Origin of the sequence: Pseudoalteromonas sp. NBT06-2 (assembly GCF_002276045.1) — a bacterium.
Classification (GTDB): Bacteria; Pseudomonadota; Gammaproteobacteria; order Enterobacterales; family Alteromonadaceae; genus Pseudoalteromonas.
Window position 1 is genome coordinate 21,814 of the sequence record NZ_NQMR01000072.1, and the last position, 23,620, is coordinate 45,433.

21 protein-coding genes are annotated in these 23,620 nt (G+C 34.7%); 14 read left to right on the top strand and 7 right to left on the bottom strand.

The features are described from left to right. Positions 1-35: 35 nt before the first annotated feature. A complete protein-coding gene (locus tag CJF42_RS14665; RefSeq protein WP_095367411.1) occupies positions 36-380 on the bottom strand; it encodes a hypothetical protein in 345 nt (114 codons plus the stop codon). A 188-nt stretch (positions 381-568) separates the two neighbouring features. Here CJF42_RS14665 and asnS point away from each other — a divergent pair, with 188 nt between their 5' ends. The 4 genes from asnS to CJF42_RS14685 all read left to right on the top strand — a co-directional run bounded on the left by asnS (position 569) and on the right by CJF42_RS14685 (position 5,376). Then, the gene (gene asnS / locus CJF42_RS14670; RefSeq protein WP_095367412.1) at positions 569-1,966 is read left to right on the top strand and encodes an asparagine--tRNA ligase; all 1,398 of its coding nucleotides are present in this window, start codon (positions 569-571) and stop codon (positions 1,964-1,966) included. Between the two features lie 162 nt (positions 1,967-2,128). Continuing rightward, positions 2,129-2,836 carry a tRNA (N6-threonylcarbamoyladenosine(37)-N6)-methyltransferase TrmO gene (gene tsaA / locus CJF42_RS14675; protein WP_095367413.1) on the top strand — a complete coding sequence of 236 codons (708 nt, stop codon included), beginning with the start codon at positions 2,129-2,131 and terminating at the stop codon, positions 2,834-2,836. 93 nt (positions 2,837-2,929) lie between these two features. Further along, on the top strand, positions 2,930-4,651 hold the full coding sequence (locus tag CJF42_RS14680) for a proline--tRNA ligase (RefSeq protein ID WP_095367414.1): 1,722 nt from the start codon (positions 2,930-2,932) through the stop codon (positions 4,649-4,651). Between the two features lie 128 nt (positions 4,652-4,779). Further along, positions 4,780-5,376 (top strand): Crp/Fnr family transcriptional regulator, encoded by a 597-nt coding sequence (locus CJF42_RS14685; protein ID WP_095367415.1) that lies wholly within the window; start codon positions 4,780-4,782, stop codon positions 5,374-5,376. 492 nt (positions 5,377-5,868) lie between these two features. Here CJF42_RS14685 and CJF42_RS14695 read toward each other — a convergent pair whose 3' ends face one another. Continuing rightward, complete coding sequence (locus tag CJF42_RS14695; RefSeq protein ID WP_141235566.1) at positions 5,869-6,135, bottom strand: hypothetical protein; 267 nt, start codon at positions 6,133-6,135, stop codon at positions 5,869-5,871. 31 nt (positions 6,136-6,166) lie between these two features. Continuing rightward, the gene (locus CJF42_RS14700; RefSeq protein ID WP_095367417.1) at positions 6,167-6,610 is read right to left on the bottom strand and encodes a DUF4920 domain-containing protein; all 444 of its coding nucleotides are present in this window, start codon (positions 6,608-6,610) and stop codon (positions 6,167-6,169) included. Between the two features lie 214 nt (positions 6,611-6,824). On the opposite strand from CJF42_RS14700, the gene CJF42_RS14705 reads away from it, so the two are divergent. Then, a complete protein-coding gene (locus CJF42_RS14705; RefSeq protein ID WP_095367418.1) occupies positions 6,825-9,065 on the top strand; it encodes a TonB-dependent receptor domain-containing protein in 2,241 nt (746 codons plus the stop codon). Positions 9,066-9,132: 67 nt separating this feature from the next. Here CJF42_RS14705 and CJF42_RS14710 read toward each other — a convergent pair whose 3' ends face one another. Beyond that, complete coding sequence (locus CJF42_RS14710; protein WP_095367419.1) at positions 9,133-11,163, bottom strand: NADPH-dependent 2,4-dienoyl-CoA reductase; 2,031 nt, start codon at positions 11,161-11,163, stop codon at positions 9,133-9,135. Between the two features lie 236 nt (positions 11,164-11,399). Between CJF42_RS14710 and CJF42_RS14715 the strand changes: the two genes are divergently transcribed. The 5 genes from CJF42_RS14715 (at position 11,400) to infA (ending at position 14,729) form a co-directional block, all read left to right on the top strand. Further along, the gene (locus CJF42_RS14715; protein ID WP_095367420.1) at positions 11,400-11,831 is read left to right on the top strand and encodes a response regulator; all 432 of its coding nucleotides are present in this window, start codon (positions 11,400-11,402) and stop codon (positions 11,829-11,831) included. A 163-nt stretch (positions 11,832-11,994) separates the two neighbouring features. Next, positions 11,995-12,942, top strand: coding sequence for a thioredoxin-disulfide reductase (trxB, locus tag CJF42_RS14720; protein WP_095367421.1), 948 nt, complete (start codon positions 11,995-11,997; stop codon positions 12,940-12,942). A gap of 65 nt (positions 12,943-13,007) precedes the next feature. Next, entirely contained in the window at positions 13,008-13,724 is a 717-nt protein-coding gene (gene aat / locus CJF42_RS14725) for a leucyl/phenylalanyl-tRNA--protein transferase (RefSeq protein ID WP_095367422.1), read from the top strand. Next, a complete protein-coding gene (locus tag CJF42_RS14730; RefSeq protein WP_095367423.1) occupies positions 13,717-14,421 on the top strand; it encodes an arginyltransferase in 705 nt (234 codons plus the stop codon). Before aat ends, CJF42_RS14730 begins: the two co-directional genes overlap by 8 nt. Before the next feature lie 89 nt (positions 14,422-14,510). Continuing rightward, complete coding sequence (gene infA, locus CJF42_RS14735; protein WP_042144174.1) at positions 14,511-14,729, top strand: translation initiation factor IF-1; 219 nt, start codon at positions 14,511-14,513, stop codon at positions 14,727-14,729. An 83-nt stretch (positions 14,730-14,812) separates the two neighbouring features. Here infA and clpA read toward each other — a convergent pair whose 3' ends face one another. Then, the gene (gene clpA / locus CJF42_RS14740) at positions 14,813-17,077 is read right to left on the bottom strand and encodes an ATP-dependent Clp protease ATP-binding subunit ClpA (RefSeq protein WP_095367424.1); all 2,265 of its coding nucleotides are present in this window, start codon (positions 17,075-17,077) and stop codon (positions 14,813-14,815) included. A gap of 24 nt (positions 17,078-17,101) precedes the next feature. Continuing rightward, positions 17,102-17,419 (bottom strand): ATP-dependent Clp protease adapter ClpS, encoded by a 318-nt coding sequence (clpS, locus tag CJF42_RS14745; protein WP_095367425.1) that lies wholly within the window; start codon positions 17,417-17,419, stop codon positions 17,102-17,104. A gap of 352 nt (positions 17,420-17,771) precedes the next feature. Between clpS and cspD the strand changes: the two genes are divergently transcribed. The 4 genes from cspD to CJF42_RS14760 all read left to right on the top strand — a co-directional run bounded on the left by cspD (position 17,772) and on the right by CJF42_RS14760 (position 21,579). Continuing rightward, entirely contained in the window at positions 17,772-17,993 is a 222-nt protein-coding gene (gene cspD / locus CJF42_RS14750) for a cold shock domain-containing protein CspD (RefSeq protein WP_095367426.1), read from the top strand. Positions 17,994-18,239: 246 nt separating this feature from the next. Further along, complete coding sequence (locus CJF42_RS29095) at positions 18,240-18,362, top strand: hypothetical protein (protein WP_286203502.1); 123 nt, start codon at positions 18,240-18,242, stop codon at positions 18,360-18,362. A gap of 238 nt (positions 18,363-18,600) precedes the next feature. Further along, entirely contained in the window at positions 18,601-20,829 is a 2,229-nt protein-coding gene (locus tag CJF42_RS14755; protein ID WP_095367427.1) for an NADP-dependent isocitrate dehydrogenase, read from the top strand. A gap of 93 nt (positions 20,830-20,922) precedes the next feature. Continuing rightward, positions 20,923-21,579, top strand: coding sequence for a pseudouridine synthase (locus tag CJF42_RS14760; protein ID WP_095367428.1), 657 nt, complete (start codon positions 20,923-20,925; stop codon positions 21,577-21,579). A gap of 75 nt (positions 21,580-21,654) precedes the next feature. Here the strand turns inward: CJF42_RS14760 and CJF42_RS14765 are convergent, their stop codons facing one another. Then, on the bottom strand, positions 21,655-23,340 hold the full coding sequence (locus CJF42_RS14765; RefSeq protein WP_095367429.1) for an NAD-dependent malic enzyme: 1,686 nt from the start codon (positions 23,338-23,340) through the stop codon (positions 21,655-21,657). Positions 23,341-23,620: the final 280 nt, after the last annotated feature.

Sequence of the window (23,620 nt, forward strand, 5' to 3'; positions counted from 1 at the left end):
TTTTCTCTGTTTTGGTACACCAAATAAAAACTTATTTATAAAATCATGACTAAAATAAAGCCAATACAAACTAACAACAGCATAAATAAATTATACCTTTGTGCATCATGCCGCCTTCTATTTCTAACTCGCCCAATAACCATGGCTAAAATCGATATAAAGGAACATGTATATAGCAAAAATAATAAAATATCTTTTGGATTTGATAACCAAGCTTTTCTGACCGACAAACCAAAATACCTCACAATTCCATATTCAATTTCAGGGCGAGCGAAATGAAACATCACCAATGCAGCAATGAAAATAAACCAAGATAAAATATTTAACCCAAATACAAATTTCAACAGTAAGTCGGGCTTATTACTACGTTTTATTTGCAATGAATAAATCTCTCTTTTAAATTTAATTTAATATATCAATATATAATGCAATAAAATACTGATTTAAATAGCCCAATACACTTTTTTTATTTCTGTTACACAGGTAATATAGCTGCCTGAAAAATTAAAATTATATTTACATCTGTATTGTTTATACAAAAATACATTGCAGAATCATTGGAGTGAAAATGAGCCACACAGCTATCACAGCATTATTAGCAGGCAAAGTAGAAGCCGAATCTATGGTTACAGTTAAAGGCTGGATCCGTACACGTCGTGATTCTAAAGCCGGAATCTCTTTCTTAGCCGTTCATGACGGTTCTTGTTTTGATCCTATCCAAGCTGTGGTTCCTAATTCACTTAATAATTATGAAGAAATCACACGTTTAACAGCAGGTTGCTCTGTAGAAGTTACAGGTACTTTAGTTAAATCACAAGGTAAAGGTCAGTCTTTTGAAATTCAAGCCGACACCGTAAACATTGTTGGTTGGATAGATAACCCAGATACTTACCCAATGTCAGCAAAGCGTCATAGTATTGAATATTTACGTGAACATGCACATCTTCGCCCTCGTACTAATATGATTGGTGCTGTAACGCGTGTTCGTAACTGTTTAGCACAAGCGATTCATCGCTTTTACAATGACCGCGGTTTTGTTTGGATCAGCACACCAATCATCACAGCAAGTGACTGTGAAGGTGCGGGTGAAATGTTTAAAGTATCTACTCTAGATATGGAAAACTTACCCCGTACTGATAAAGGTGACGTTGATTACACTGAAGATTTCTTTGGTAAAGAGGCCTTCCTAACAGTCTCAGGACAATTAAATGGCGAAACTTACTGTTCAGCCATGTCCAATATTTATACTTTTGGCCCGACATTTAGAGCCGAAAATTCAAATACTTCTCGACACTTAGCTGAGTTCTGGATGGTCGAACCTGAAGTTGCTTTTGCTGATTTAGAAGATATCGCAAAACTAGCTGAAGATATGCTTAAGTATGTATTCAAAGCAGTTCTCGATGAACGTCGTGATGACATGGAGTTCTTTGCACAACGCGTAGAGAAATCGGCGATTGAACGTTTAGAAAATTTTGTTGATAAAGACTTTGCTCAAGTTGATTACACTGAAGCAGTAGAAATACTAAAAGCCTGTGGTAAAAAATTCGACTATGCTGTTGAATGGGGCGTAGACTTACAATCTGAGCATGAGCGTTACTTAGCAGAAGTACACTTTAATGCTCCTGTCGTTATCAAAAATTATCCTAAAGATATTAAAGCCTTCTACATGCGTGCAAATGAAGATGGTAAAACAGTTGCTGCGATGGATGTTGTTGCACCTGGTATTGGTGAAATCATTGGTGGTGCGCAACGCGAAGAACGCTTAGATGTACTTGATGCTCGCCTTGAAGAAATGGGGTTAGATAAAGACGATTACAGTTGGTACCGTGATTTACGTAAATACGGAACTGTCCCTCATTCTGGCTTTGGTTTAGGTTTTGAGCGTTTAGTTGCTTATGTAACTGGTATGGGTAATGTACGTGATGTAATTGCATTTCCTCGCACAAAAGGTAATGCAACTTACTAAATAACTTCCTAAAATATACCAGTGAGTTATACGCTAACTGGTATATCCTATTTAGTTTCACCTTTTCTTATCTAAATAATGCATAAATCATAAACTCATTCGCTAGCTAGATTTAATCTCTCTTGATATGATCAACTTATAAATTTTTTTGAAAAATATCTCATGGAAACCTATCAAATTAGTCCGATTGGAACTATACGTTCACCTTATAAACAAAAATTTGCAATTCCTCGTCAACCACGATTAATACCTGAGGCACGCGCGCAGTTAGAGTTTTCAGGTGAATTTAAGCGTGAAGAATTTATTCGTGGACTAGTAGATTTTAGTCATATCTGGTTATTATTTAGGTTTCATGGAACCGCCGACAAAGGCTGGTCGCCTTTAGTACGCCCTCCTAGATTAGGTGGTAATGCAAAAAAGGGCGTTTTTGCGACTCGTGCGACCTTTAGACCTAATGCTATTGGGATGAGTGCTGTAAAACTAGAAGATATTTGTTACATAAATGGCAAACTCTGGCTTGAACTTTCTGGTATTGACTTATTAGATGGCACACCCATCATTGATATTAAGCCTTACTTACCTTACTCAGATAGTATACCAGAAGCCATTGCAGGATTTGCAGATACCCGATCAGAAACTGAACTTGAAGTGTATTTTAGCGAACAAGCAACTGAATTTTGCATCAAGCAACAAAAAAAATTTCCAGATTTACATCAATTTATTGCAAAGGTTTTAAAACAAGACCCTAGACCTGCATATAAAAAGAGTAAAGGTGGCATACAAAACTATGGCATGTGCCTTTATGATTTTAATATAAAGTGGAAAATTGAGAATAATATTAATACCGTGCTAGAAATTAGTCACCAATAGATAACTTAAGCTTTTTTGAAGCCCTAAGCACTGCTACACTAGTGCACTTAATGAATTAAAAAATTTAATACCCCAATATATAACGGAAAAAACATGCGTACCAGTCAATATATACTCGCGACACTAAAAGAAACGCCTGCTGATGCTGAGATCATCAGTCACCAACTAATGCTAAGAGCTGGCATGATTCGACGTCTAGCATCGGGTTTATATACTTGGTTACCCACAGGTTTACGTGTTTTACGTAAAGTTGAAAACATTGTTCGCGAAGAAATGAACAAAGCGGGTGCAATCGAAATGTTGATGCCTGTGATCCAACCTGCTGATTTATGGCGTGAATCAGGTCGTTTTGATGAGTTTGGCCCTGAATTACTTCGTATTAAAGACCGTCATAATCGTGAATTTGCATTGGGCCCGACACATGAAGAAGTGATCACTGATTTTGTACGTAAAGAAATTAAAAGCTATAAACAGTTACCTCTGGCTTTATATCAAGTGCAAACGAAAGTACGTGATGAAGTTCGTCCTCGCTTTGGTGTAATGCGCGCACGTGAATTCTCGATGAAGGATGCATATTCATTTCACTTAAGTGATGAGTGTTTAAATGCAACTTATCAAAAAATGCATGCTGCATACTGTAATATCTTCAAACGAATGAATTTAGAATTCCGTCCAGTTATCGCAGATACGGGTTCTATTGGTGGCAGTGTTTCACATGAATTTCATGTACTAGCTGAATCTGGTGAAGATGCAATTGCATTTAGTTCACAAAGTGGTTATGCAGCAAACATAGAAAAAGCAGAAGCTATTACGACTGATACTCGTCCAGAACCGTCAAAAGAATTAAATACTTTTAATACACCTGAAGCAAAAACAATTGCAGAATTAAAAGAAAAACATGGTGTTAAACCACATAAAGGCGTTAAAACATTAATTGCTTATGGTACAGCTGATGATGAAGGTAAGCGTGGATTAGTTGCATTTATAGTGCGTGGCGATCATGAGCTGAACGAATTAAAAGCACAAAAACTTGAGTTAGTTGATAGCCCATTCGAACTTGCAAAAGAGGATGATATTATTAGCACAATAGGTGCAACACCTGGCTCTTTAGGTCCTGTAGGCCTTGAAATACCGATTATTGTTGACAGCAGTGCAGCTGTTATGGCTGACTTTGTGGCTGGTGCAAATAAAAACCAAGTACATTATAGTGGTATTAATTGGGATAGAGATGTCACTGATTACACCATTGCTGATATTCGTAATGTTGTTGAAGGTGATCCAAGCCCATGTGGGGAAGGTATAGTTAATATCAAACGTGGCATTGAAGTAGGTCATATCTTCCAGTTAGGTACTAAATATTCTGAAACGATGAATGCTGGTGTTTTAAATGAGTTAGGTAAAAACCAAGCTATGGCTATGGGTTGTTACGGTATTGGCGTTTCTCGTATTGTAGCCGCTGCAATTGAGCAAAACAACGATAAATACGGTATAATCTGGCCTGAAGCGCTTGCGCCTTTTCAATTAGCAATCGTACCGATGAATATGCATAAATCTCATCGTATTCCAGATATCGCAAATGGTATATACGACAAACTTACTCAAGCGGGTATTGAAGTTTTATTTGACGATAGAAAAGAACGCCCTGGTGTAATGTTTAATGATATGGAACTAATGGGTATTCCATATACATTAGTAATAGGAGAGCGTAACCTTGATGAAAACAAGGTTGAATTGAAAAATCGTCGTACTGGCGAAAAGACGATGCTTGAATTAGATACAATTATCGAAAATTTAAAAGTGCTATTTAACAAATAATGCTTAAATAACAAACTTTCACAATAAAAACCCCAATAAAATTTGGGGTTTTTTATTAATTAAATTTTTAATAGACTTTATACATTATCAATTTTATGATTTGATAAACTAATTAACTTCTAATCTATATGACATTACAAAACAAACATGATTTATATCAACAATTAAAAGTTAATTTTGAAAAGCAAATAAATGAGCCTTTTGATGATTGGTCTTCTTTTTCTGATAATTTCAAACATAAAATACTCAACCAAAATCAACACTGGATAAATGCTGGAGATGTTTGTAAAGATATTGGTTTTATTCTAAATGGTCTGATACGTGTTTATTATATTGATAGTAATGGAAATGAAGTAAATCAGCATTTTTATCAAGCCAATGAAGCCTTAGCTCCTATTAGCGCATTAATCTCAGCCCAACCATGTGAATATTATATTCAAGCCCTTGAGCCTGTTGATTTAATACTCTTAAATTATAACGACTTAAAGAGTTTAACCTGTGATAAAAACCAATGGTTACAGCTAGAGGTTAAGTTATTACAAACAGTATTTATTAAAAATGCAAAACGTGAAGCACAATTGTTATTAGGCAACGCAGAACAAAGGTATAAATGGTTTATTAAAGAATTTCCGGAACTTAATGAAAAATTGCCTCAGTACCATATAGCCTCTTTTTTAGGTATAACTCCAGTCTCGTTATCAAGATTAAAAAATAAAATTGATTAAAAAAACAAACAACTACTCGTTAATCATGAATACCCGAATTAAAGTTACAGAGGAGTTAAAGCCATAAACAAAGATGCTCTTACCCCACAATTTAGATTTATCATCCGTTATATATACCCAAGCCACTTCAAGATGTGAGGTTCAGGACTGCTGAGCAATTCATGATCTAGGCGCATCTTTGTATTAATGGTTACTCCCTTAAAAAAAGATGGGACAACGAGCATGATTTGCTCAGAAGTCCCTGTAAGGTTGGTTTAGAAATACTTTATGCAGCGTTATTGATTTTGAAAAGGGAATAACCATGTTTTTCAATCAATGCCTTTCCTAAAGTATTTCTAATTCCAACTGAATCCTGCATCTTGAAGTGGTTTGGGTATAATCGCTTTATTAATATCAATAGCAAAATTTAAAACCAACAATAAGCTCTATTTCACTAACTTATATATTTGTAATTTTAAAATAACCTTGAGTTAAAAGTTACTATATTAAAACCTATAATAAAAGTAATACTGCATAAAAGTCTGAAAACCAAACCCATGCTTTTTTAGCTTCATTTAAATGAAGAAAATTAAGTTGCCGCAATAGAAAGCGAGGCTTAACTTCTTCTATGATAATAAGATTTTCTTCTGGTATAACTAATAAAGTTTTATCTTGAATAAATAATTTAAGTGTATTTTTATCTTGCCAAAAGCGTGCTTTTATTATTCCGTCCTCATTAAGCTCCGCTAATAAGTTAGATTCAAAATTTGTTTGCTTCATTTTTATTTCTAAAAATTTAATTGACTTTTTTTTAGTCAACTATCGTTACTCCTGTTGGTGAAAAGCGATAGAAAGTCATTGGTTTTTCAACTGTAGGTTTATCTTGCCTCTCTAACCTAATATTTGTTTGCTCTAAAGTCATTTCAATAGCTTTCAATGTACCGGTTGCATATACAGTCTTACCCATAGCTGTCATTGGGAAAACCATTTCACCATCAGGAACCTTAATTGTTAATGTGTCATATGATTTATCTGTAGCTAACTGCATCCAACAACCACGCTTTTGACAGACCTTGACCACTGTTCCTGTTATTGTGGTTGGATTTTTATAATAATTTTCAGGTTTTGTTAATATTGTAGATATAGAGGTTAACTTACTCATATCTGCTCCACCATTAATTTCTTTGCTATAAACATGACTTGTAAATATCAATGAGCAACCGATAATTAAACTCAACTTAAAACAGTTTCCCATTTTTTCCCCTACCTTTTTAGATGTTTCGACATTCAACTGATTAAAATAAACACTGTGTTTTATTTACAATAAACTTACAAGTCATTGTTTTAGATAATTATAAATTCGTTATATTAAATCGACATTTGTTATTGCCTTTTAATATTAGAAGATTTACTCTAGCGTCGCAACTCAAAAATACAATTAATTCTCATTATCATTTAAATGGATTATTATGAAACTTATACGTAGCTCATTATTTATTTCAGTGTTTTTAGCAATACATACTCCCGTTTTAGCAAAAGATAAAAGTACATCAAAGCAACAAGTTGATGATCATATTGAAGTATTTGGCCATAAACTTTCAATTTTAAACAGAGATGTGGCTTCATCTATATCCTCAATAACAGATGAAACGATACAAAGGAATCAAGAATCCGAATTAAGTCAGGTACTGCGTGAGTTACCAGGAATTGAGTTAAACGGTAGTGTCTCTCCGCTATCTTCACAGCCCTCTATTCGAGGTCTATATGGGGAACGTATTCATATATCTATTGATAATGTTAAACGTAAAACTGATTCTGATGGTACAAGTAATATAGCGACTATCAATAGCTTAAGCTTAGATCCTTCGCAAGTAAAACAAGTACATATTTTACGAGGTGCTGATTCTCTAACGGTAGGTTCAGGGGCTATTGGCGGTAGTATTCGGTTAGTAACTAAAGATGCGAGTGATTATTTAAGTAATAAAAATGGATTTGGAGGACGAGCACAAGTTTTACATCAATCAGTCTCTGATTCAAACAGTATTTCAACCTCGCTATTTAATTTAAATGATATAAGCGATATGGTACTAAATGTCAGTAAAGTCTCTTTTTCAGATGTTGATGTTATCCCAAATACTTCGCAAGATTCTGAAGACACACCTATACAAGATTCAGCTAGGTTGACAAAAATTAAAAATAACGCTTATCGCACTAATTTAACATTAAAAAATACTTGGTATTTTATGCCTGAACATAGTTTACAAACTAAATTTGATTGGGCAGAAACACAATCAAAAGATCAACCTTATCGTCAGAATCAGAGCTATGGTATTCATTACCCGACTTTATCAGAAGACTATAGCAATGAATATGTAGAGTTTATGAGTAATTATGTATATCAACCGAATAATGATTTTATCGATTTTGACCTACAATTAGTTTATTCAGATAAAAACTATGAAAAAAATACTGTTGGTTATATTTTAAGAGGTGAAAACAAAAGAGACTTTACAAACTTGAGTAAGGGCAGCACTGAACGGTATAATATTCGTTTAGCTAATTTATCGCAATTTAGCGGATTAATAGACCATCAATTAGCAATTGAAGTTAACTATGAAAATGAAAGTTTTAAACAATCCGACGCTTCAAGCTCTGAAATATCAACATTTTATGGCAACAGTAAATCACAAAATGTTTCTTTATCAGTTATAGAACAGGCCAATTTTTATGATGAACAGATACTTGTAACAGCAGGACTACGTTATGATACTTTTAAACGTAGTAATAGTACTTATAGTGATTACGATAGTAATACAGATGGTGAACTTTCAAATGAACTAGGTGTAACCTTTAAAGCATCTAAAAACATTAATATTTATATTAAATATGCGGAGGCATTTCGAGCACCTTCTGTTCAAGAATTATACAAAAAAGATGGTTGGCGCTGTCATATTGGGGGGAAAATTTGTTACCAGGAGCCGCAGCCTAATTTAAAACCTGAAACATCTGAAAATTTTGAAACAGGCTTTGGCCTTTTTTGGCAGGATATCGATTTTGCTGATAGCTTAACTTTAAAAGTTATATATTTTAATAATAAAATTGATAACTTTATTGATAACGTTCCATTTATGTATTACATAGATGGAAATGGAGTTAAAAAGCAAGGTTCACCAGGCCCTGAACCATCTAATGGCGTGCCTGTTGCGACTCATCGTGATTACAGCGCTAAAAATATAGGACGCTTAGAGAGTAATGGGTGGGAGGCTGAACTAAGTTATACATTTGGGAAATTGGATACATATCTGGGTTATTCTGAAATTGATATGAATGCTTATGGTATGCCTAATTTTTACCTAGGAACAATTGATCATAATAAACAACCTTATACTGAAGCACCTGCCAATAAATTAAGCCTAAATTTAAATTACCAGTTATTTGATAACTTAAATTTAGGTGCTCAGATGCTTAGTTATAATGAACAAAAAAGATTGCCTGACCAATATTTAAATGCCGGTTATGGCACTAATAACTATAAGGTTTATAGTTTAAATGCAAGCTATAAAGCACATGATTTTCTATCTGGTTTGAATATCAATATTGGAGTTGATAATTTGACAAATGAGAGATACTTACGTGCTCCAGCTAGCGAGTCGAGTGATATTAGTGAACTAGGTCGAAACTACAAAATAACTTTAGGATACCAATTTTAGCTTTGTATGATTTATTAGGGAGCCATAGTGCTCCCATTTTTATATGAGAATAAAATACCCATACAAATTAAATGACAGCAGCTAATCTAACACCTTGATCAATTGCTCGTTTTGCATCAAGTTCAGCAGCTTCATATGCACCGCCAATTAAGTGATATGGTTTAGTTAAACCATTTGTCAATTCATTAAGAGGTTCTTGTCCTGCACACAGAATAATATTATCAACTTCTAATAACGCTTCTTTACCATCAACTGATATGTGTAAACCTGAGTCATCAATTTTTAAATATTCACAAGATGACAGCATTTTAACCCCTTTTTTATTGAGCCCACTACGATGGATCCAGCCTGTTGTTTTACCAAGACCAGCACCTACTTTTGTTGCTTTACGTTGCAATAGGTAAACCTCTCTGGGAGAAGCGACTAATTGCTTTTCAATACCTTCAATACCGCCTCTTGCTTTCAATGACATATCAACACCCCACTGCGACATAAAAGCAGGTATATTTTGACTTGTTGATTCACCTTGATGACATAAAAACTCACTGACATCAAAACCGATACCTCCAGCACCTATAACAGCAACTTTTTTCCCCACTTCTTTTTTATGTTTTAATACATCTAAGTAATTTAAAACCTTAGGATGATCTATTCCTTTAATATTAATTTTTCTTGGTACTATGCCTGTTGCAAGAATAATTTCATCAAAACTGTCATTATTTAAATCCGCTACATTTACTTTTTCATTCAAACGTAAGTTCACATCATATGCTTTAATTTGTGAATCAAAATAACGGATCGTTTCGTTAAACTCTTCTTTACCTGGAACTTGTTTTGCAACATTAAATTGCCCGCCAATTTTAGAGTCTGCATCAATTAAAGTTACTTTGTGACCTCGTTTTGCAGCCGTAGTTGCAAATGCTAAGCCCGCAGGGCCTGCACCTATTACAGCTAAGTGTTTTTTATTGTGCGTATCTTCTATTTTTATTTCTGATTCATGACAAGCTCTTGGATTAACTAAACAGCTCGTCATTTTTCCATTAAAAACATGATCTAAACATGCTTGATTACAACCTATACAGGTATTGATCTGTTCAGATAATCCTAATTCTGCTTTTTCAACAAACTTAGAGTCTGCTAAAAAAGGCCTCGCCATAGAAATCAAATCCGCATCACCACGATCAAGTACTTTTTCTGCAACATCAGGCATATTAATACGATTTGATGTAATTAATGGAATTGATAGTTCTTTTTTAAATTTAGCAGTCACCCAAGTAAACGCAGCTCTCGGTACTTTTGTCGCGATCGTTGGTACTCTTGCCTCATGCCAACCAATTCCCGTATTTATTAGTGTAGCCCCTGCCGCTTCGATAGCTTTACCCAATTGAACGACTTCTTCAAAAGTACTTCCGCCTTCAACTAAATCTAACATCGATAAGCGATATATAATAATAAATTCATCGCCCACTGCTTCTCTTGTTCTTTTAACAACATCAACAGCAAGTTTCATTCTATTTTCATAACTTCCTCCCCACTTGTCTTCTCGTTGATTGGTTCTTTTAACTAAGAATTGATTTATGAAATAACCTTCAGAACCCATGATTTCAACACCGTCATATCCGCCAACTTGTGCATAATGAGCCATTTTAACAATATCCGAGATTTGTTTTTCAATTCCATTATGATCAAGTGCTTTAGGTATAAATGGATTAATAGGAGCTTGTATTGCTGAAGGTGCGACTAAAGTTTTGTTAAACGCATACCGGCCTGTATGTAATATTTGCATACATATTTTTGCACCTTCATTATGAACTGCATCAGTTATTATCTGATGTTTTAATGCTTCCTCATTTGTGCTAATTAAATTTGTATGAGGATGGGTTGCACCTTCAGCGTTGGGACCAAAACCACCAGTTACAATTAATGCAACCCCACCCTTAGCTCTTTCAGCAAAAAATACAGCCATACGTTCTAGACCATTATGTTGTTCTTCTAAACCTGTATGCATTGAACCCATTATTATCCGATTTCTTAATTGGGTAAAACCTAAATCCAATGGTGTAAAAAGTTTTGGATAATGAGTATTAGACGGTGACATTCGACACTCCATATTTTTAGTTAATTGTGATTCTTAAATGCTAATACCAGTATCTCCCTATAGCTCACATGTGTCGTTATCATTTGATAACTTGACAATAATTAGATTCTTATTTCAATAAATCAGTGATTTAACTGTTAAAACATTACAGTTTTACAAAGCTGTACTATCTTTAAATATGTAAGCCCTTCTAGGGAATAGGTATAAAGTTCAATTTATTATTTGTAGGATGTTATATGGCTAGAATAATGATACTCGACGACGATTTAAATATTTTAGATTCATTAAAAAGACTATTGGCGAGAAAAAATCATCTACAAGTTGAATATTTTTCTGAACCAAATAAAGCATTAGAAAGAGCTGAAAGTGGGTTATTTGAGTTATTTATTTCTGATTATAATATGCCTTTAATGAATGGGGTCACGTTTCTTTCAAAAACAAAAGAAATCCATCCAAGATCACAACGTATTATTTTATCAGGATGTGCTGATTTAAATACGATTGTCAGTGCAGTAAATGACGCAGAAATATACCGTTTTATTAATAAACCTTGGCATAACCTTGAATTCATTACAGCCATTGAACAAGCATTGGAATATCATCGTGTTATTACCGAAAACCATTTTTTATCTGAGTTAGCGCGTGAAAACAACTTATTGCCTGAATAACAATCGGAAATAGTACACAAAAATGCACAAGTTTGCTTTTTATATAAAATAAACTTTTCAAACATTTTGCAAAATTGTTTACTTGCAGCTTGTTTTTCTTAGAATCAACCACCATCTAAAAAATAATAAATAAATTTATATTTAAAGTATCTGGAATATTTTCATGACATCAAAACATAGTAAATTACTTATCTTAGGTTCAGGCCCTGCGGGTTACACTGCAGCTGTTTATGCAGCAAGAGCAAATTTAAACCCAGTTTTAATTACTGGCATGCAACAAGGTGGTCAATTAACTACGACGACTGAAGTTGAAAACTGGCCTGGTGGTAGTGCAGATATGACTGGTCCAGGTTTAATGGAGCAAATGAAAGAACATGCTGAGCGTTTTGAAACAGAAATTATTTTTGATCATATTAATACTGTAGATGTTAAAAGTCGCCCATTTACTCTAACGGGTGATTCTGGTACTTATACATGTGATGCGTTAATTATTGCAACAGGTGCCTCAGCTAAGTATTTAGGCATGGAATCTGAAGAAGCATTTAAAGGCCGTGGTGTATCTGCATGTGCTACGTGTGACGGTTTCTTTTATCGTAACCAAGAGGTCGCAGTAGTTGGTGGTGGTAATACTGCTGTTGAAGAAGCGCTTTATCTTTCTAACATCGCTTCAAAAGTACATTTAGTTCACCGCAGAGACACTTTTAGAAGTGAAAAAATCCTAATCGACCGTTTAATGGAAAAAGTTAAAAACGGAAATGTTGTATTACATACGGATAACACGCTTGATGAAGTATTAGGTGATGATATGGGCGTAACAGGTGTTCGTCTTAAATCAACTAAATCAAACGATACTATAGAACTTGCTGTAATGGGAGTATTTATTGCGATTGGCCATAAACCTAATACAGATATGTTTATTGGTCAGTTAGATATGAACGATGGCTACTTAGCTGTTCAAACCGGTTCTCACGGTAATGCAACACAAACAAGTGTAGAGGGTATATATGCCGCAGGTGATGTTTCTGATCATATCTACCGTCAAGCAATTACATCTGCGGGTACGGGTTGTATGGCTGCTCTGGATGCTGAAAAGTATTTAGACAACCTTTAATTATTTATTAATTTTATAAAAGCCGAACATCTTTTTAAATGTTCGGCTTTTTTATTTGAAAAGTCATGTCTAAACAAATTTATCAATTAGGCCCTGTTCAATATGGATTTCCAGATCCAAAATTAGCGTTAGATGAACCAGACGGTTTATTAGCCTTTGGTGGCGACTTAACGATTCAAAGACTTAAGCTTGCCTACAAATCGGGAATTTTCCCTTGGTTTAGTGAAGATGAACCTATTATGTGGTGGTCACCGTCTACACGTGCGGTAATTGAGCTATCTGATTTTCATATAAGCAAAAGCCTCAAAAAATATCAGCAAAAAAATAACTTTAAAATCAGCATCAATACACAATTTAAATCGGTTATTGACGGATGTCAGCAACAGCGTATAAATGAAGAAGGTACTTGGATCACAGATGACATGAAACAAGCTTATTTAGCGCTCCACACATTAGAAATTGCACACAGTATTGAAGTGAGTTTAAATGATAAACTTGTTGGTGGTTTGTATGGAATAATGCAAAATGGCGTATTTTGTGGTGAATCCATGTTCCATACTATGACAAATACATCAAAACTAGCCAGTTGGGCGTTAGTTAATTGGCTTAAACAGCATAATGCACACTTTATTGACTGTCAGCTAACTAACCCATACTTAACCTCTCTTGGTGCAACAGAGCTCACAAGATGTGATTTTTTGACTAAGCTTAAATTAGCAAACAAGTTTAAAATGCCATCAGATATGTGGAAACCACAACAATTAGACAATATATATGAATAAACAGTTGCCAAGTAAATTAGGACTCAGTCAAAGTTTCCCTTGTAGTTATTTAGCCGATGAAGAAGAGCAGCTATTAGTTATACTCGAACCTTCTTGCTATTCCGAATTTGGTTATGAGCATTTATTATCTTTAGGGTTTCGTAGAAGTGGTGATCAAATATACCGGCCGCATTGTGCACCTTGTTTTAAATGTAAAGCAATACGCGTAGTCGTAAATAATTTTATACCTAGTCGCTCGCAAAAACGAAAAATCAAAAGTGCAAAAAAACAATTTACAGTAAAATACAGTAACTCTGCTTCTAGTGAGTATTATTCATTATATGAAAAATATATAAATCAACGTCATAGTGATAGCAGTATGTTTCCGGCGAATGAAAAACAATATAAAAGTTTTTTATTATGTACCTGGCTACCTATTACTTATATCGAACTTTATAAAGACGATAAACTGATAGCTGTTGCTGTAACAGATCAACTCTCAAATTCTTTATCCGCAATCTATACTTTTTTTGACCCTGAGTTTGAACAATTTAGTTTGGGCACAGTAATGGTGATTGAACAAATAAAATTAGCAAAAAAACAAAACAAGCTTTTTGTATATTTAGGCTATCAAATTGATGAATGTAAAAAGATGAATTACAAAAATCAGTTCAAAAACCATCAAATATTGGAATTTGACCGATGGATTAGTATTTAATTAACAAATATCACTTATCCTCCTTTACTTATCGTCTAGTTTTGGGCAAAATCTGCACCTTAAAATATTCTAGAGGTGATGCGCTTAAGATGGCGAAAGAAGACGTAATTGAAATGCAAGGTACAATCCTTGACACTTTACCAAATACTATGTTCAAAGTAGAGCTTGAGAATGGTCATGTTGTTATAGCTCATATTTCTGGCAAAATGCGTAAGAACTACATTCGTATACTGACAGGTGATAAAGTAACGGTTGAATTAACACCTTACGATCTATCAAAAGGACGTATCGTTTTCCGTGCCCGCTAAGCACCAGAAGAATCGAAAGTAAATTTTTGATAAAATAACAAGCTCAGTGAAAACTGAGCTTGTTTTTTTATAACATTGTAAAGCTAAGCCGGTGTTAATTCATTTTCAAATTCAAAATGCAACTTTTTAGCTTTCACTTTAATTTTCACTACTCCACCATCACTTAAAGATCCAAAAAGAATTTCGTTCGCTAACGGTTTTTTCAGTTTTTCTTGGATGATTCGTGCCATCGGCCTTGCACCCATTGTTTTATCATAACCTTCGATTGCTAACCATTGACGCGCTTGATCTGTCATCTCTAAACAAACTGATTTTTTATCTAGCTGTGTTTGCAGTTCCACAATAAATTTATCAACCACATGCAAAATAACTTCTTCGTCTAAGTGGTTAAACCAAATTATGTTGTCCAAGCGATTTCTAAACTCAGGAGAGAAAGTTTTATTAATTTCACTCATCGCATCAAAACTATGATCTTGCTGTTTAAAACCGATAGTAGAACGTGTTGTTTCAGTAACTCCCGCATTTGTGGTCATTACGACGACAACATTTCTGAAATCAGCTTTGCGACCATTATTATCCGTTAATGTACCGTGATCCATTACTTGTAATAAAATATTGTAAATATCGGAATGCGCTTTTTCAATTTCATCAAGCAAAATAACGCAATGGGGTTGCTTAATTACTGCTTCGGTCAATAAACCGCCTTGATCGAATCCAACATAGCCAGGAGGTGCACCTATTAATCGACTGATCGCATGACGTTCCACATATTCTGACATATCAAATCTAACAAGTTCAATTCCCATACATTTTGCAAGTTGCTTAGTTACTTCAGTTTTACCGACACCTGTCGGTCCTGCAAATAAAAAAGAACCTATCGGTTTATCTTCACTTGATAACCCTGAGCGTGATAAACGAATTGCAGATGTTAATGCATCAATTGACTCATCTTGGCCAAATACAAGCAGTTTCAAGTTACGGTCTAAATTTTTAAGTGTATCTTTGTCTGATGATGAAACACTTTGCTGTGGAATACGTGCCATTTTTGCAATAATTTGCTCAATATCAGCCACACCAATGGTTTTCTTACGTTTTGATACAGGAATTAACCTCTGACTAGCACCTGCCTCATCTATTACATCAATCGCTTTATCCGGCAACTGACGCTCATTTATATATTTAGCACTTAATTCTGCAGCAGCACGCAGCGCTTTTTGAGTATAACGAATTCCGTGATGTTGCTCGTATCTTTCTTTTAAACCATTTAATATTTTTGTTGTATCGGACACACTTGGTTCGAGTATATCTATTTTTTGAAAACGTCTTACAAGTGCACGATCTTTTTCAAATATATTTTTAAACTCACCGTAGGTTGTAGAACCCATGCAGCGTAATTTGCCACTGGATAACAATGGTTTAATTAAATTGGAAGCATCCATCACACCACCAGATGCAGCACCGGCACCGATAATAGTGTGAATTTCATCAATAAATAAAATAGCATCCGGTTCTTTTTGTAGTTGTTTTAATAAAGATTTAAAACGTTTTTCAAAATCCCCTCTATATTTTGTACCCGCTAGCAATGAGCCCATATCTAAAGAAAATACCACTGCATTATTAATAACATCAGGCACATCATCATTAACGATTCTATAAGCTAGACCTTCAGCTATTGCTGTTTTACCAACTCCTGCCTCACCTACTAATAACGGATTGTTTTTTTTACGACGACAGAGTACCTGCACAACACGCTCAACTTCAGAGTCTCGACCGATTAAAGGGTCTATACTGCCCTGCTCCGCTTCTTGATTTAAATTTGTTGTGAAGTTTTCAAGCATATTATTTTCATCATTAGGTGCTTCAATAGGCTCTTCTATCATTTCATCATTATTGATTTGTTCATCAGATGAATCCAATTTTGAAATACCATGCGAAATAAAATTCACAATATCCAGACGGCTAATATCACTTTTTTTCAATAAATAAACAGCTTGGCTTTCTTGCTCGCTAAAAATAGCGACAAGTACATTGGCACCTGTTACTTCATTTTTACCCGAAGATTGCACATGAAACACTGCTCTTTGCAATACACGTTGAAAGCCTAGTGTTGGTTGTGTTTCTCTATCTTGATCTATTTCAGGAATAAGCGGCGTTGTTTCATTAATAAACTCTGATAACGCTGTTTTTAATATCGCAGTGTCACCTCCGCATGCACCTAACGCTTCAGCCGCAGAAGGGTTATCGAGTAAGGCTAGTAATAAATGTTCGACAGTCATAAATTCATGGCGATGAGTCCGTGCTTCTCTAAAAGCTGAATTTAGTGTCATTTCAAGATCTTTATTTAGCATAGGCAACTCTCCTAAGATGGAAGATCAAACTTGTTCACATTGGCACAACAGAGGGTGTTCATTATCTCTGGCATACTTATTTACTTGTTCAACTCTTGTTTGGGCAATATCCGCTGAATAAATACCACAAATTGCTTTACCATCATAATGTACTTTCAACATAATTTCTGCTGCTTGATCGCTATTCATGTTGAAAAATTGTATTAAAACCTCAACTACAAAGTCCATCGGGGTAAAGTCATCATTATTTAAAATTACTTGATACTTACGTGGTGGTTGCAATTTTTGCTTTTCACTATCACGTACCGTATCAATCTCGTCAGCTTGTTTTAAACCACTCATAATTAAATATAGTCATTTCTCATGCAGTCAAGCAAACTTGATTGCAAAAAAGTGTAAAAAAAATAAACCTTTAAAAATTAATCAAAAAACTTGACTGTTTGACTAAATAAACTACAGTCAGAATTAAGTTTGGTTAATCAATAAACAGTTTAACCTGAAACTTCAAGATATATCATGTAAGTTCAATGAAAATATCCACTTACTAATAGCAGTTTAAGAATCATAAAATACTATTAGTAAGTATACATCAGCATTGTACAGGAACAACTTAATAACATTTATATATATTGACAACATAACATATAAATTCAATATAAATATTAATTAGTCAACTTATAGAAGGATTAGCAGTATGGCTTGCGGTAAAGTTAAATGGTTTAATAATGCAAAGGGTTTCGGATTTATTGTTGCAGATGATAAAGACGATGAAGATATATTTGCTCATTACTCAACAATTGTCATGGATGGATATAAAACACTTAAAGCAGGTCAAGATGTCACTTTTGAGTTGCAAGCAGGCCCTAAAGGGTTGCATGCAACAAATATAGCCCCTACAGATGATACTTTAACTTAAATTATCAAGATGTCAGGCTCTACATTATGGAGCCTTGTACTCCAATCTTTCTGTTTCCTCAATTATTAAAAAATTTAATAATTCTGTTCATATATACCCAAACCACTTCAAGATGCAGGATTCAGTTGGAATTAGAAATGCTTTAGGCAAGGTATTGATTGAAGAACATGGTTATTCCCTTTTCAAAATCAATAACGCTGCATAAAGTATTTATAAATCAACCTTACAGGGACATCTGAGCAAATCATGCTCGTTGCTCCATCTTTTTTTAAGGGAGTAACCATTAATGCAAAGATGCGCCTAGATCATGAATTGCTCAGCAGTCCTGAACCTCACATCTTGAAGTGGCTTGGGTATATCCTAGAGTAAAGTACGCGTATGAAATATTTTTATATTCACTGTAAATCCGTATAAGTTTACTGTAAATAAAGCGTTTCACTATCTTTATAAACTATTCTTTGCTATTTGTTTTATTTGACACTTTTTTGCTATACTACCCGGCGATAAATTATCTATTTAGGCGTTTAAAACGGAATAACCTAAATTTAGTATCCATGATTGCATTGTTGAAAATAGGCTTAAACGCCTTGGAATATTAGGAAATATGATGACTACAAAAACATCAAAAATCATTTACACAGAAACAGATGAAGCACCAGCGTTAGCAACACACTCATTGCTACCCATTATTCAAGCATTTGCTAATGCATCTGATGTTTCTGTTGAGACGCGTGATATCTCTTTAGCAGGCCGCGTAATTGCAAACTTTCCAGAATATTTAAATGAAGAGCAACGTATTGCTGATGCACTTACTGAACTAGGTGAATTAGCTAAGTCACCTGATGCAAATATCATTAAATTACCAAACATAAGTGCATCTGTACCACAATTAAAAGCAGTTATAGCTGAACTTCAATTGCAAGGGTATGCATTACCAGATTATCCTGAAAATGCAAACACTGAAGCCCTTGCAAAAATACAAGCAACGTATGATAAAATTAAAGGCAGTGCTGTAAACCCAGTTTTACGTGAGGGTAACTCTGACCGCCGAGCACCAGCTTCTGTAAAGCAGTATGCTCGTACAAACCCACATTCTATGGGTGTTTGGTCAAGTAATTCAAAATCTCATGTTGCAGCAATGAGTGAGGGAGATTTTTTTGGTTCTGAGCAATCTGTTACAGTTGAAAAAGCAACAGATACACGTATTGAACATGTCGCACAAGATGGTTCAATCACTGTGTTAAAAGCAAGCCAACCCATATTAGATGGCGAAGTAATTGATGCTTCAAGATTAAGTGTTGCACAATTACGTGACTTTTTAGAAACACAAATGGCTGAAGCGAAAGAGCAAGGTGTTTTATTCTCGCTACACCTAAAAGCAACTATGATGAAAGTATCTGATCCCATCATCTTTGGCCACGTTGTAACTGTTTACTATAAAGATGTTTTTGAAAAGCACGCAGCAGTATTTGCAGAACTTGGTGTTGATGTTAAAAACGGTCTTGGCGATGTTTATACTAAAATTTCAAACCTTCCAGCACAGCAAAAGGCACAAATCGAAGCAGATATCTTAGCTGTTTATGATACACGCCCTGCACTGGCTATGGTTGATTCTGATAAAGGTATCACTAACTTACACGTACCTAGTGACGTAATTATTGATGCATCTATGCCAGCTTGTATCCGTTCTTCAGGCCAAATGTGGAATGCTGAAGGTCAACTTCAAGATACTAAAGCAACTATTCCTGATCGTTGTTACGCAGGTGTTTTCCAAACGACCATTGAATTTTGTAAAGAAAATGGTGCTTTTGATCCAACAACTATGGGTAGTGTACCTAACGTTGGCTTAATGGCCCAAAAAGCTGAAGAATACGGTTCTCATGATAAAACATTTGAAATTGAAGCTACCGGTTCTGTAAGAGTTGTTGATTCTAACGGCACTACTTTACTTGAACATACAGTAGAGAAAGGTGATATCTGGCGTATGTGTCAAGCGAAAGATTTACCAATCCAAGATTGGGTAAAACTAGCTGTCAACCGTGCACGTGCTTCTCAAACTCCAGCTATTTTCTGGTTAGATGAAAACCGTGCACATGATGCGCAAATAATCAAAAAAGTAAATACATATTTACCTACTCACGATACAACCGGTTTAGATATTCAAATCATGTCTCCTGTTGAAGCAACTAAATACTCTTTAGTTCGTATCAAGCAAGGTTTAGACACAATTTCAGTAACTGGTAACGTATTACGTGATTACAATACTGATTTATTCCCAATTTTAGAGTTAGGTACAAGTGCTAAAATGCTTTCCATCGTTCCTCTAATGAACGGTGGTGGCTTATTTGAAACAGGTGCTGGTGGTTCAGCACCTAAGCACGTTCAACAATTCGAAAAAGAAAACCACTTACGTTGGGATTCTTTAGGTGAATTCTTAGCATTAGCAGCATCATTTGAACACTTAAGTGTTACAACTGATAACGCAAAAGCAAAAGTATTAGGCGATACGCTTGACTTAGCTACAGCTAAATTCTTACAAGAAAATAAATCTCCTTCACGTCGTGTAAACGAACTTGATAACCGTGGTAGCCATTTCTACTTAACATTATTTTGGGCACAAGAACTTGCTGCACAAAAAGATGATGTAGAACTAAAAGCTAAATTTACTACACCTGCTAAGTTATTAACTGATAATGAACAAAAGATTGTTGCTGAATTAAACGATGCGCAAGGTGTATCAGTTGACATTAAAGGTTACTTCAAAGCAGATACTGCACTTGTAAGTAAAGAAATGCGTCCGAGTATTACTTTAAATGAGATCATCAGCAATATTTAATATTTGCTATTATTGATTTTGTTTATAAAAGGGCATCATACGATGCCCTTTTTTAGTATAATTAGTTTAAGATGCCTTTAAATTTTATGTTAAATGTCACAAATTAAAATAAGACCTACCAAATCTGGTTATAAATCCTCAAAGCCAACAAATAAATATAAGTCTCATAAATCAACTGAAAAAAAGCCGAAAGGCCCAGCTAAAGTTGTGCTTTTTAACAAACCTTTTGATGTGCTTTGCCAATTTACCGATGAAAAAAATGAACAAAAATCCAGAAAAACCTTAGCCGACTTTATTGATATTAAAGACATATATGCTGCAGGCAGACTTGATAGAGACAGTGAAGGGTTGTTGATCTTAACAAATGATGGAAAATTACAAAATAAGCTAGCTTCTCCTAAACATAAAACACAAAAAACTTACTGGGTTCAAGTAGAAGGAGTGCCCAGCAAAGAACTCATATTAGTCTTGTGCCAAGGCATCAAATTAAAAGATGGAATGACTTTGCCTGCAAAAGTACAAGTTATGAATAACCCCGTTGTTTGGGAGCGTAACCCGCCAATACGTGAACGTAAAAATATCCCAACAACTTGGTTAGAAATAAAAATAACTGAAGGAAGAAATAGACAAGTAAGAAGAATGACGGCACATATAGGACACCCAACACTTAGACTTATAAGGTACAGTATTGGTAAATGGTCTATCGATAATATTGAAAATGGGGAGTATCAAGTAATAAAAAATAACTAAGAATTAATATCAATTGCATAACCCATAAATAAAATAAACCCCTTACACACCAGTGTCAGGGGGTTTTTTAACCGCTTATAAACTACAACGCTTATAATTTCTATATTCTGGTAACCAGTAATTCTTGTCGATAGCAGTTTTAATTGCATCATCGGAAATTTCTAATGCAACACCTTCTTCAATTGCCTTTTTAGCAACTTTAAAAGCAATCTTTTTACTTAAAGATTCAATATCAGTCAATGCGGGAAGTAAACTTCCCTCACCTGTATTTGCTAGTGGAGAGTTTTCAGCAAGTGTTTCACTCGTAATCATTAACATACTTTCAGTTACACGGTTTGCATTAGCTGAAATGACACCTAATCCTATACCCGGGAAAATATAACTGTTATTACATTGTGGTATTTTGAATTCTTTACCTTTAAATTCAAATGGTGAAAATGGGCTACCCGTTGCAACAATTGCCTGGCCTTCGGTCCAAGTAATAACATCTTTAGGCGTTGCTTCGACTTGCTTTGAGGGATTACTTAGTGGAAATATGACTGGTTTATCACAGCCTTGATGCATGGTTTTGATTACTTGCTCTGTAAATAAACCAGGCTGTCCAGAAACACCTATTAAAATATCAGGCTTGGCGCAGTGCATTACATCTAACAATGATGCAAATTCACCACTGTAATTCCAGTCTTTTAGCGCATCTTTATTCTGTATTAATGCAGCTTGAAAATCGCGTAAGCCACCCATGCCTTCACTTAATAAACCAAAGCGGTCAACCATAAAGATTTGACTACGCGCTTGCTTTTCACTAATGCCTTCAGTGATCATTTGGCTAATTATTTGTTCGGCAATACCACAACCTGCAGATCCTGACCCAACAAATACAACTTTTTGATCTGATAGTTTAACTTCCTTAACACGACAAGCAGCTAATAAAGTACCAACAGTTACTGAAGCGGTACCTTGAATATCATCGTTAAAACAACATATTTCATCTCTATAGCGTTTTAGTAGAGGCATTGCATTTGGTTGTGCAAAATCTTCAAACTGTAATAAAACATTTGGCCAACGACGTTTAATTGCATTGATAAATAAATATACAAACTCATCATACTCATCTTGATTGATACGTTTATGACGTGCGCCCATATACATAGGGTCGTTTAATAACTTTTCATTATTAGTACCTACATCAAGCATGACTGGTAAGGTATAAGCAGGGCTAATACCGCCACATGCCGTATACAAAGATAATTTACCAATTGGAATTCCCATTCCGCCTATGCCTTGATCTCCAAGACCTAAGATTCGTTCTCCGTCAGTAACTACAATTACCTTTACGCTATTTTTAGTTGCGTTACGTAAAATATCATCAATTTGATGACGTTCTTCATAAGATATAAATAAACCACGTGAACTGCGGTAGATATCTGAAAATTGTTCACATGCATCACCTACGGTTGGCGTATAAATAATGGGCATCATTTCTTCTAAATGATCACGTACTAAGCGGTAAAACAATGTTTCATTATTGTCATGTATTGCACGTAAATAGATATGTTTATTTAAATCTTCATCAAACTTGGTGTATTGCTGATAACAACGCTCAACTTGTTCTTCGATTGTTTCATAACGTGGAGGCAATAAACCAGTTAAATTAAAGCTTTCTCTTTCTCGTTCTGTGAATGCACTACCTTTATTCAATAAAGGTGTTTCTAATAGGCTTGGGCCCGAATAAGGGATATATAAGTAGCTTTGATTATTCATTGTCTCTCTAGCGTTTTAATGTGTTCAATTCAATAGTTAATTATTATGGTTATATAAAAAAATGCAATGAATATTCACTGAGAATTGCCAAAAACATGACATAAAAACATGAATTAACGCTATTTATACAAAAAAACTACAGCTCGGATGAGTTCAACATGACTTTATCTATTTAAATTTATTAAATAAAATGCAAACAAAATAAGTATTAAATACGATCTATCACAAACAGCTGTAGGTTTATGAATCACTTTGATTTACTTATATACCCAAACCACTT

Excerpts from the sequence above, each read along its gene's own strand:
- asnS (WP_095367412.1), top strand. The coding sequence starts at position 569 with ATGAGCCACACAGCTATCACAGCATTATTAGCAGGCAAAGTAGAAGCC.
- tsaA (WP_095367413.1), top strand. The coding sequence starts at position 2,129 with ATGGAAACCTATCAAATTAGTCCGATTGGAACTATACGTTCACCTTAT.
- CJF42_RS14680 (WP_095367414.1), top strand. The coding sequence starts at position 2,930 with ATGCGTACCAGTCAATATATACTCGCGACACTAAAAGAAACGCCTGCT.
- CJF42_RS14685 (WP_095367415.1), top strand. The coding sequence starts at position 4,780 with ATGACATTACAAAACAAACATGATTTATATCAACAATTAAAAGTTAAT.
- CJF42_RS14695 (WP_141235566.1), bottom strand. The coding sequence starts at position 6,135 with ATGAAGCAAACAAATTTTGAATCTAACTTATTAGCGGAGCTTAATGAG.
- CJF42_RS14700 (WP_095367417.1), bottom strand. The coding sequence starts at position 6,610 with ATGGGAAACTGTTTTAAGTTGAGTTTAATTATCGGTTGCTCATTGATA.
- CJF42_RS14705 (WP_095367418.1), top strand. The coding sequence starts at position 6,825 with ATGAAACTTATACGTAGCTCATTATTTATTTCAGTGTTTTTAGCAATA.
- CJF42_RS14710 (WP_095367419.1), bottom strand. The coding sequence starts at position 11,163 with ATGTCACCGTCTAATACTCATTATCCAAAACTTTTTACACCATTGGAT.
- CJF42_RS14715 (WP_095367420.1), top strand. The coding sequence starts at position 11,400 with ATGGCTAGAATAATGATACTCGACGACGATTTAAATATTTTAGATTCA.
- trxB (WP_095367421.1), top strand. The coding sequence starts at position 11,995 with ATGACATCAAAACATAGTAAATTACTTATCTTAGGTTCAGGCCCTGCG.
- aat (WP_095367422.1), top strand. The coding sequence starts at position 13,008 with ATGTCTAAACAAATTTATCAATTAGGCCCTGTTCAATATGGATTTCCA.
- CJF42_RS14730 (WP_095367423.1), top strand. The coding sequence starts at position 13,717 with ATGAATAAACAGTTGCCAAGTAAATTAGGACTCAGTCAAAGTTTCCCT.
- infA (WP_042144174.1), top strand. The coding sequence starts at position 14,511 with ATGGCGAAAGAAGACGTAATTGAAATGCAAGGTACAATCCTTGACACT.
- clpA (WP_095367424.1), bottom strand. The coding sequence starts at position 17,077 with ATGCTAAATAAAGATCTTGAAATGACACTAAATTCAGCTTTTAGAGAA.
- clpS (WP_095367425.1), bottom strand. The coding sequence starts at position 17,419 with ATGAGTGGTTTAAAACAAGCTGACGAGATTGATACGGTACGTGATAGT.
- cspD (WP_095367426.1), top strand. The coding sequence starts at position 17,772 with ATGGCTTGCGGTAAAGTTAAATGGTTTAATAATGCAAAGGGTTTCGGA.
- CJF42_RS29095 (WP_286203502.1), top strand. The coding sequence starts at position 18,240 with ATGCTCGTTGCTCCATCTTTTTTTAAGGGAGTAACCATTAATGCAAAG.
- CJF42_RS14755 (WP_095367427.1), top strand. The coding sequence starts at position 18,601 with ATGACTACAAAAACATCAAAAATCATTTACACAGAAACAGATGAAGCA.
- CJF42_RS14760 (WP_095367428.1), top strand. The coding sequence starts at position 20,923 with ATGTCACAAATTAAAATAAGACCTACCAAATCTGGTTATAAATCCTCA.
- CJF42_RS14765 (WP_095367429.1), bottom strand. The coding sequence starts at position 23,340 with ATGAATAATCAAAGCTACTTATATATCCCTTATTCGGGCCCAAGCCTA.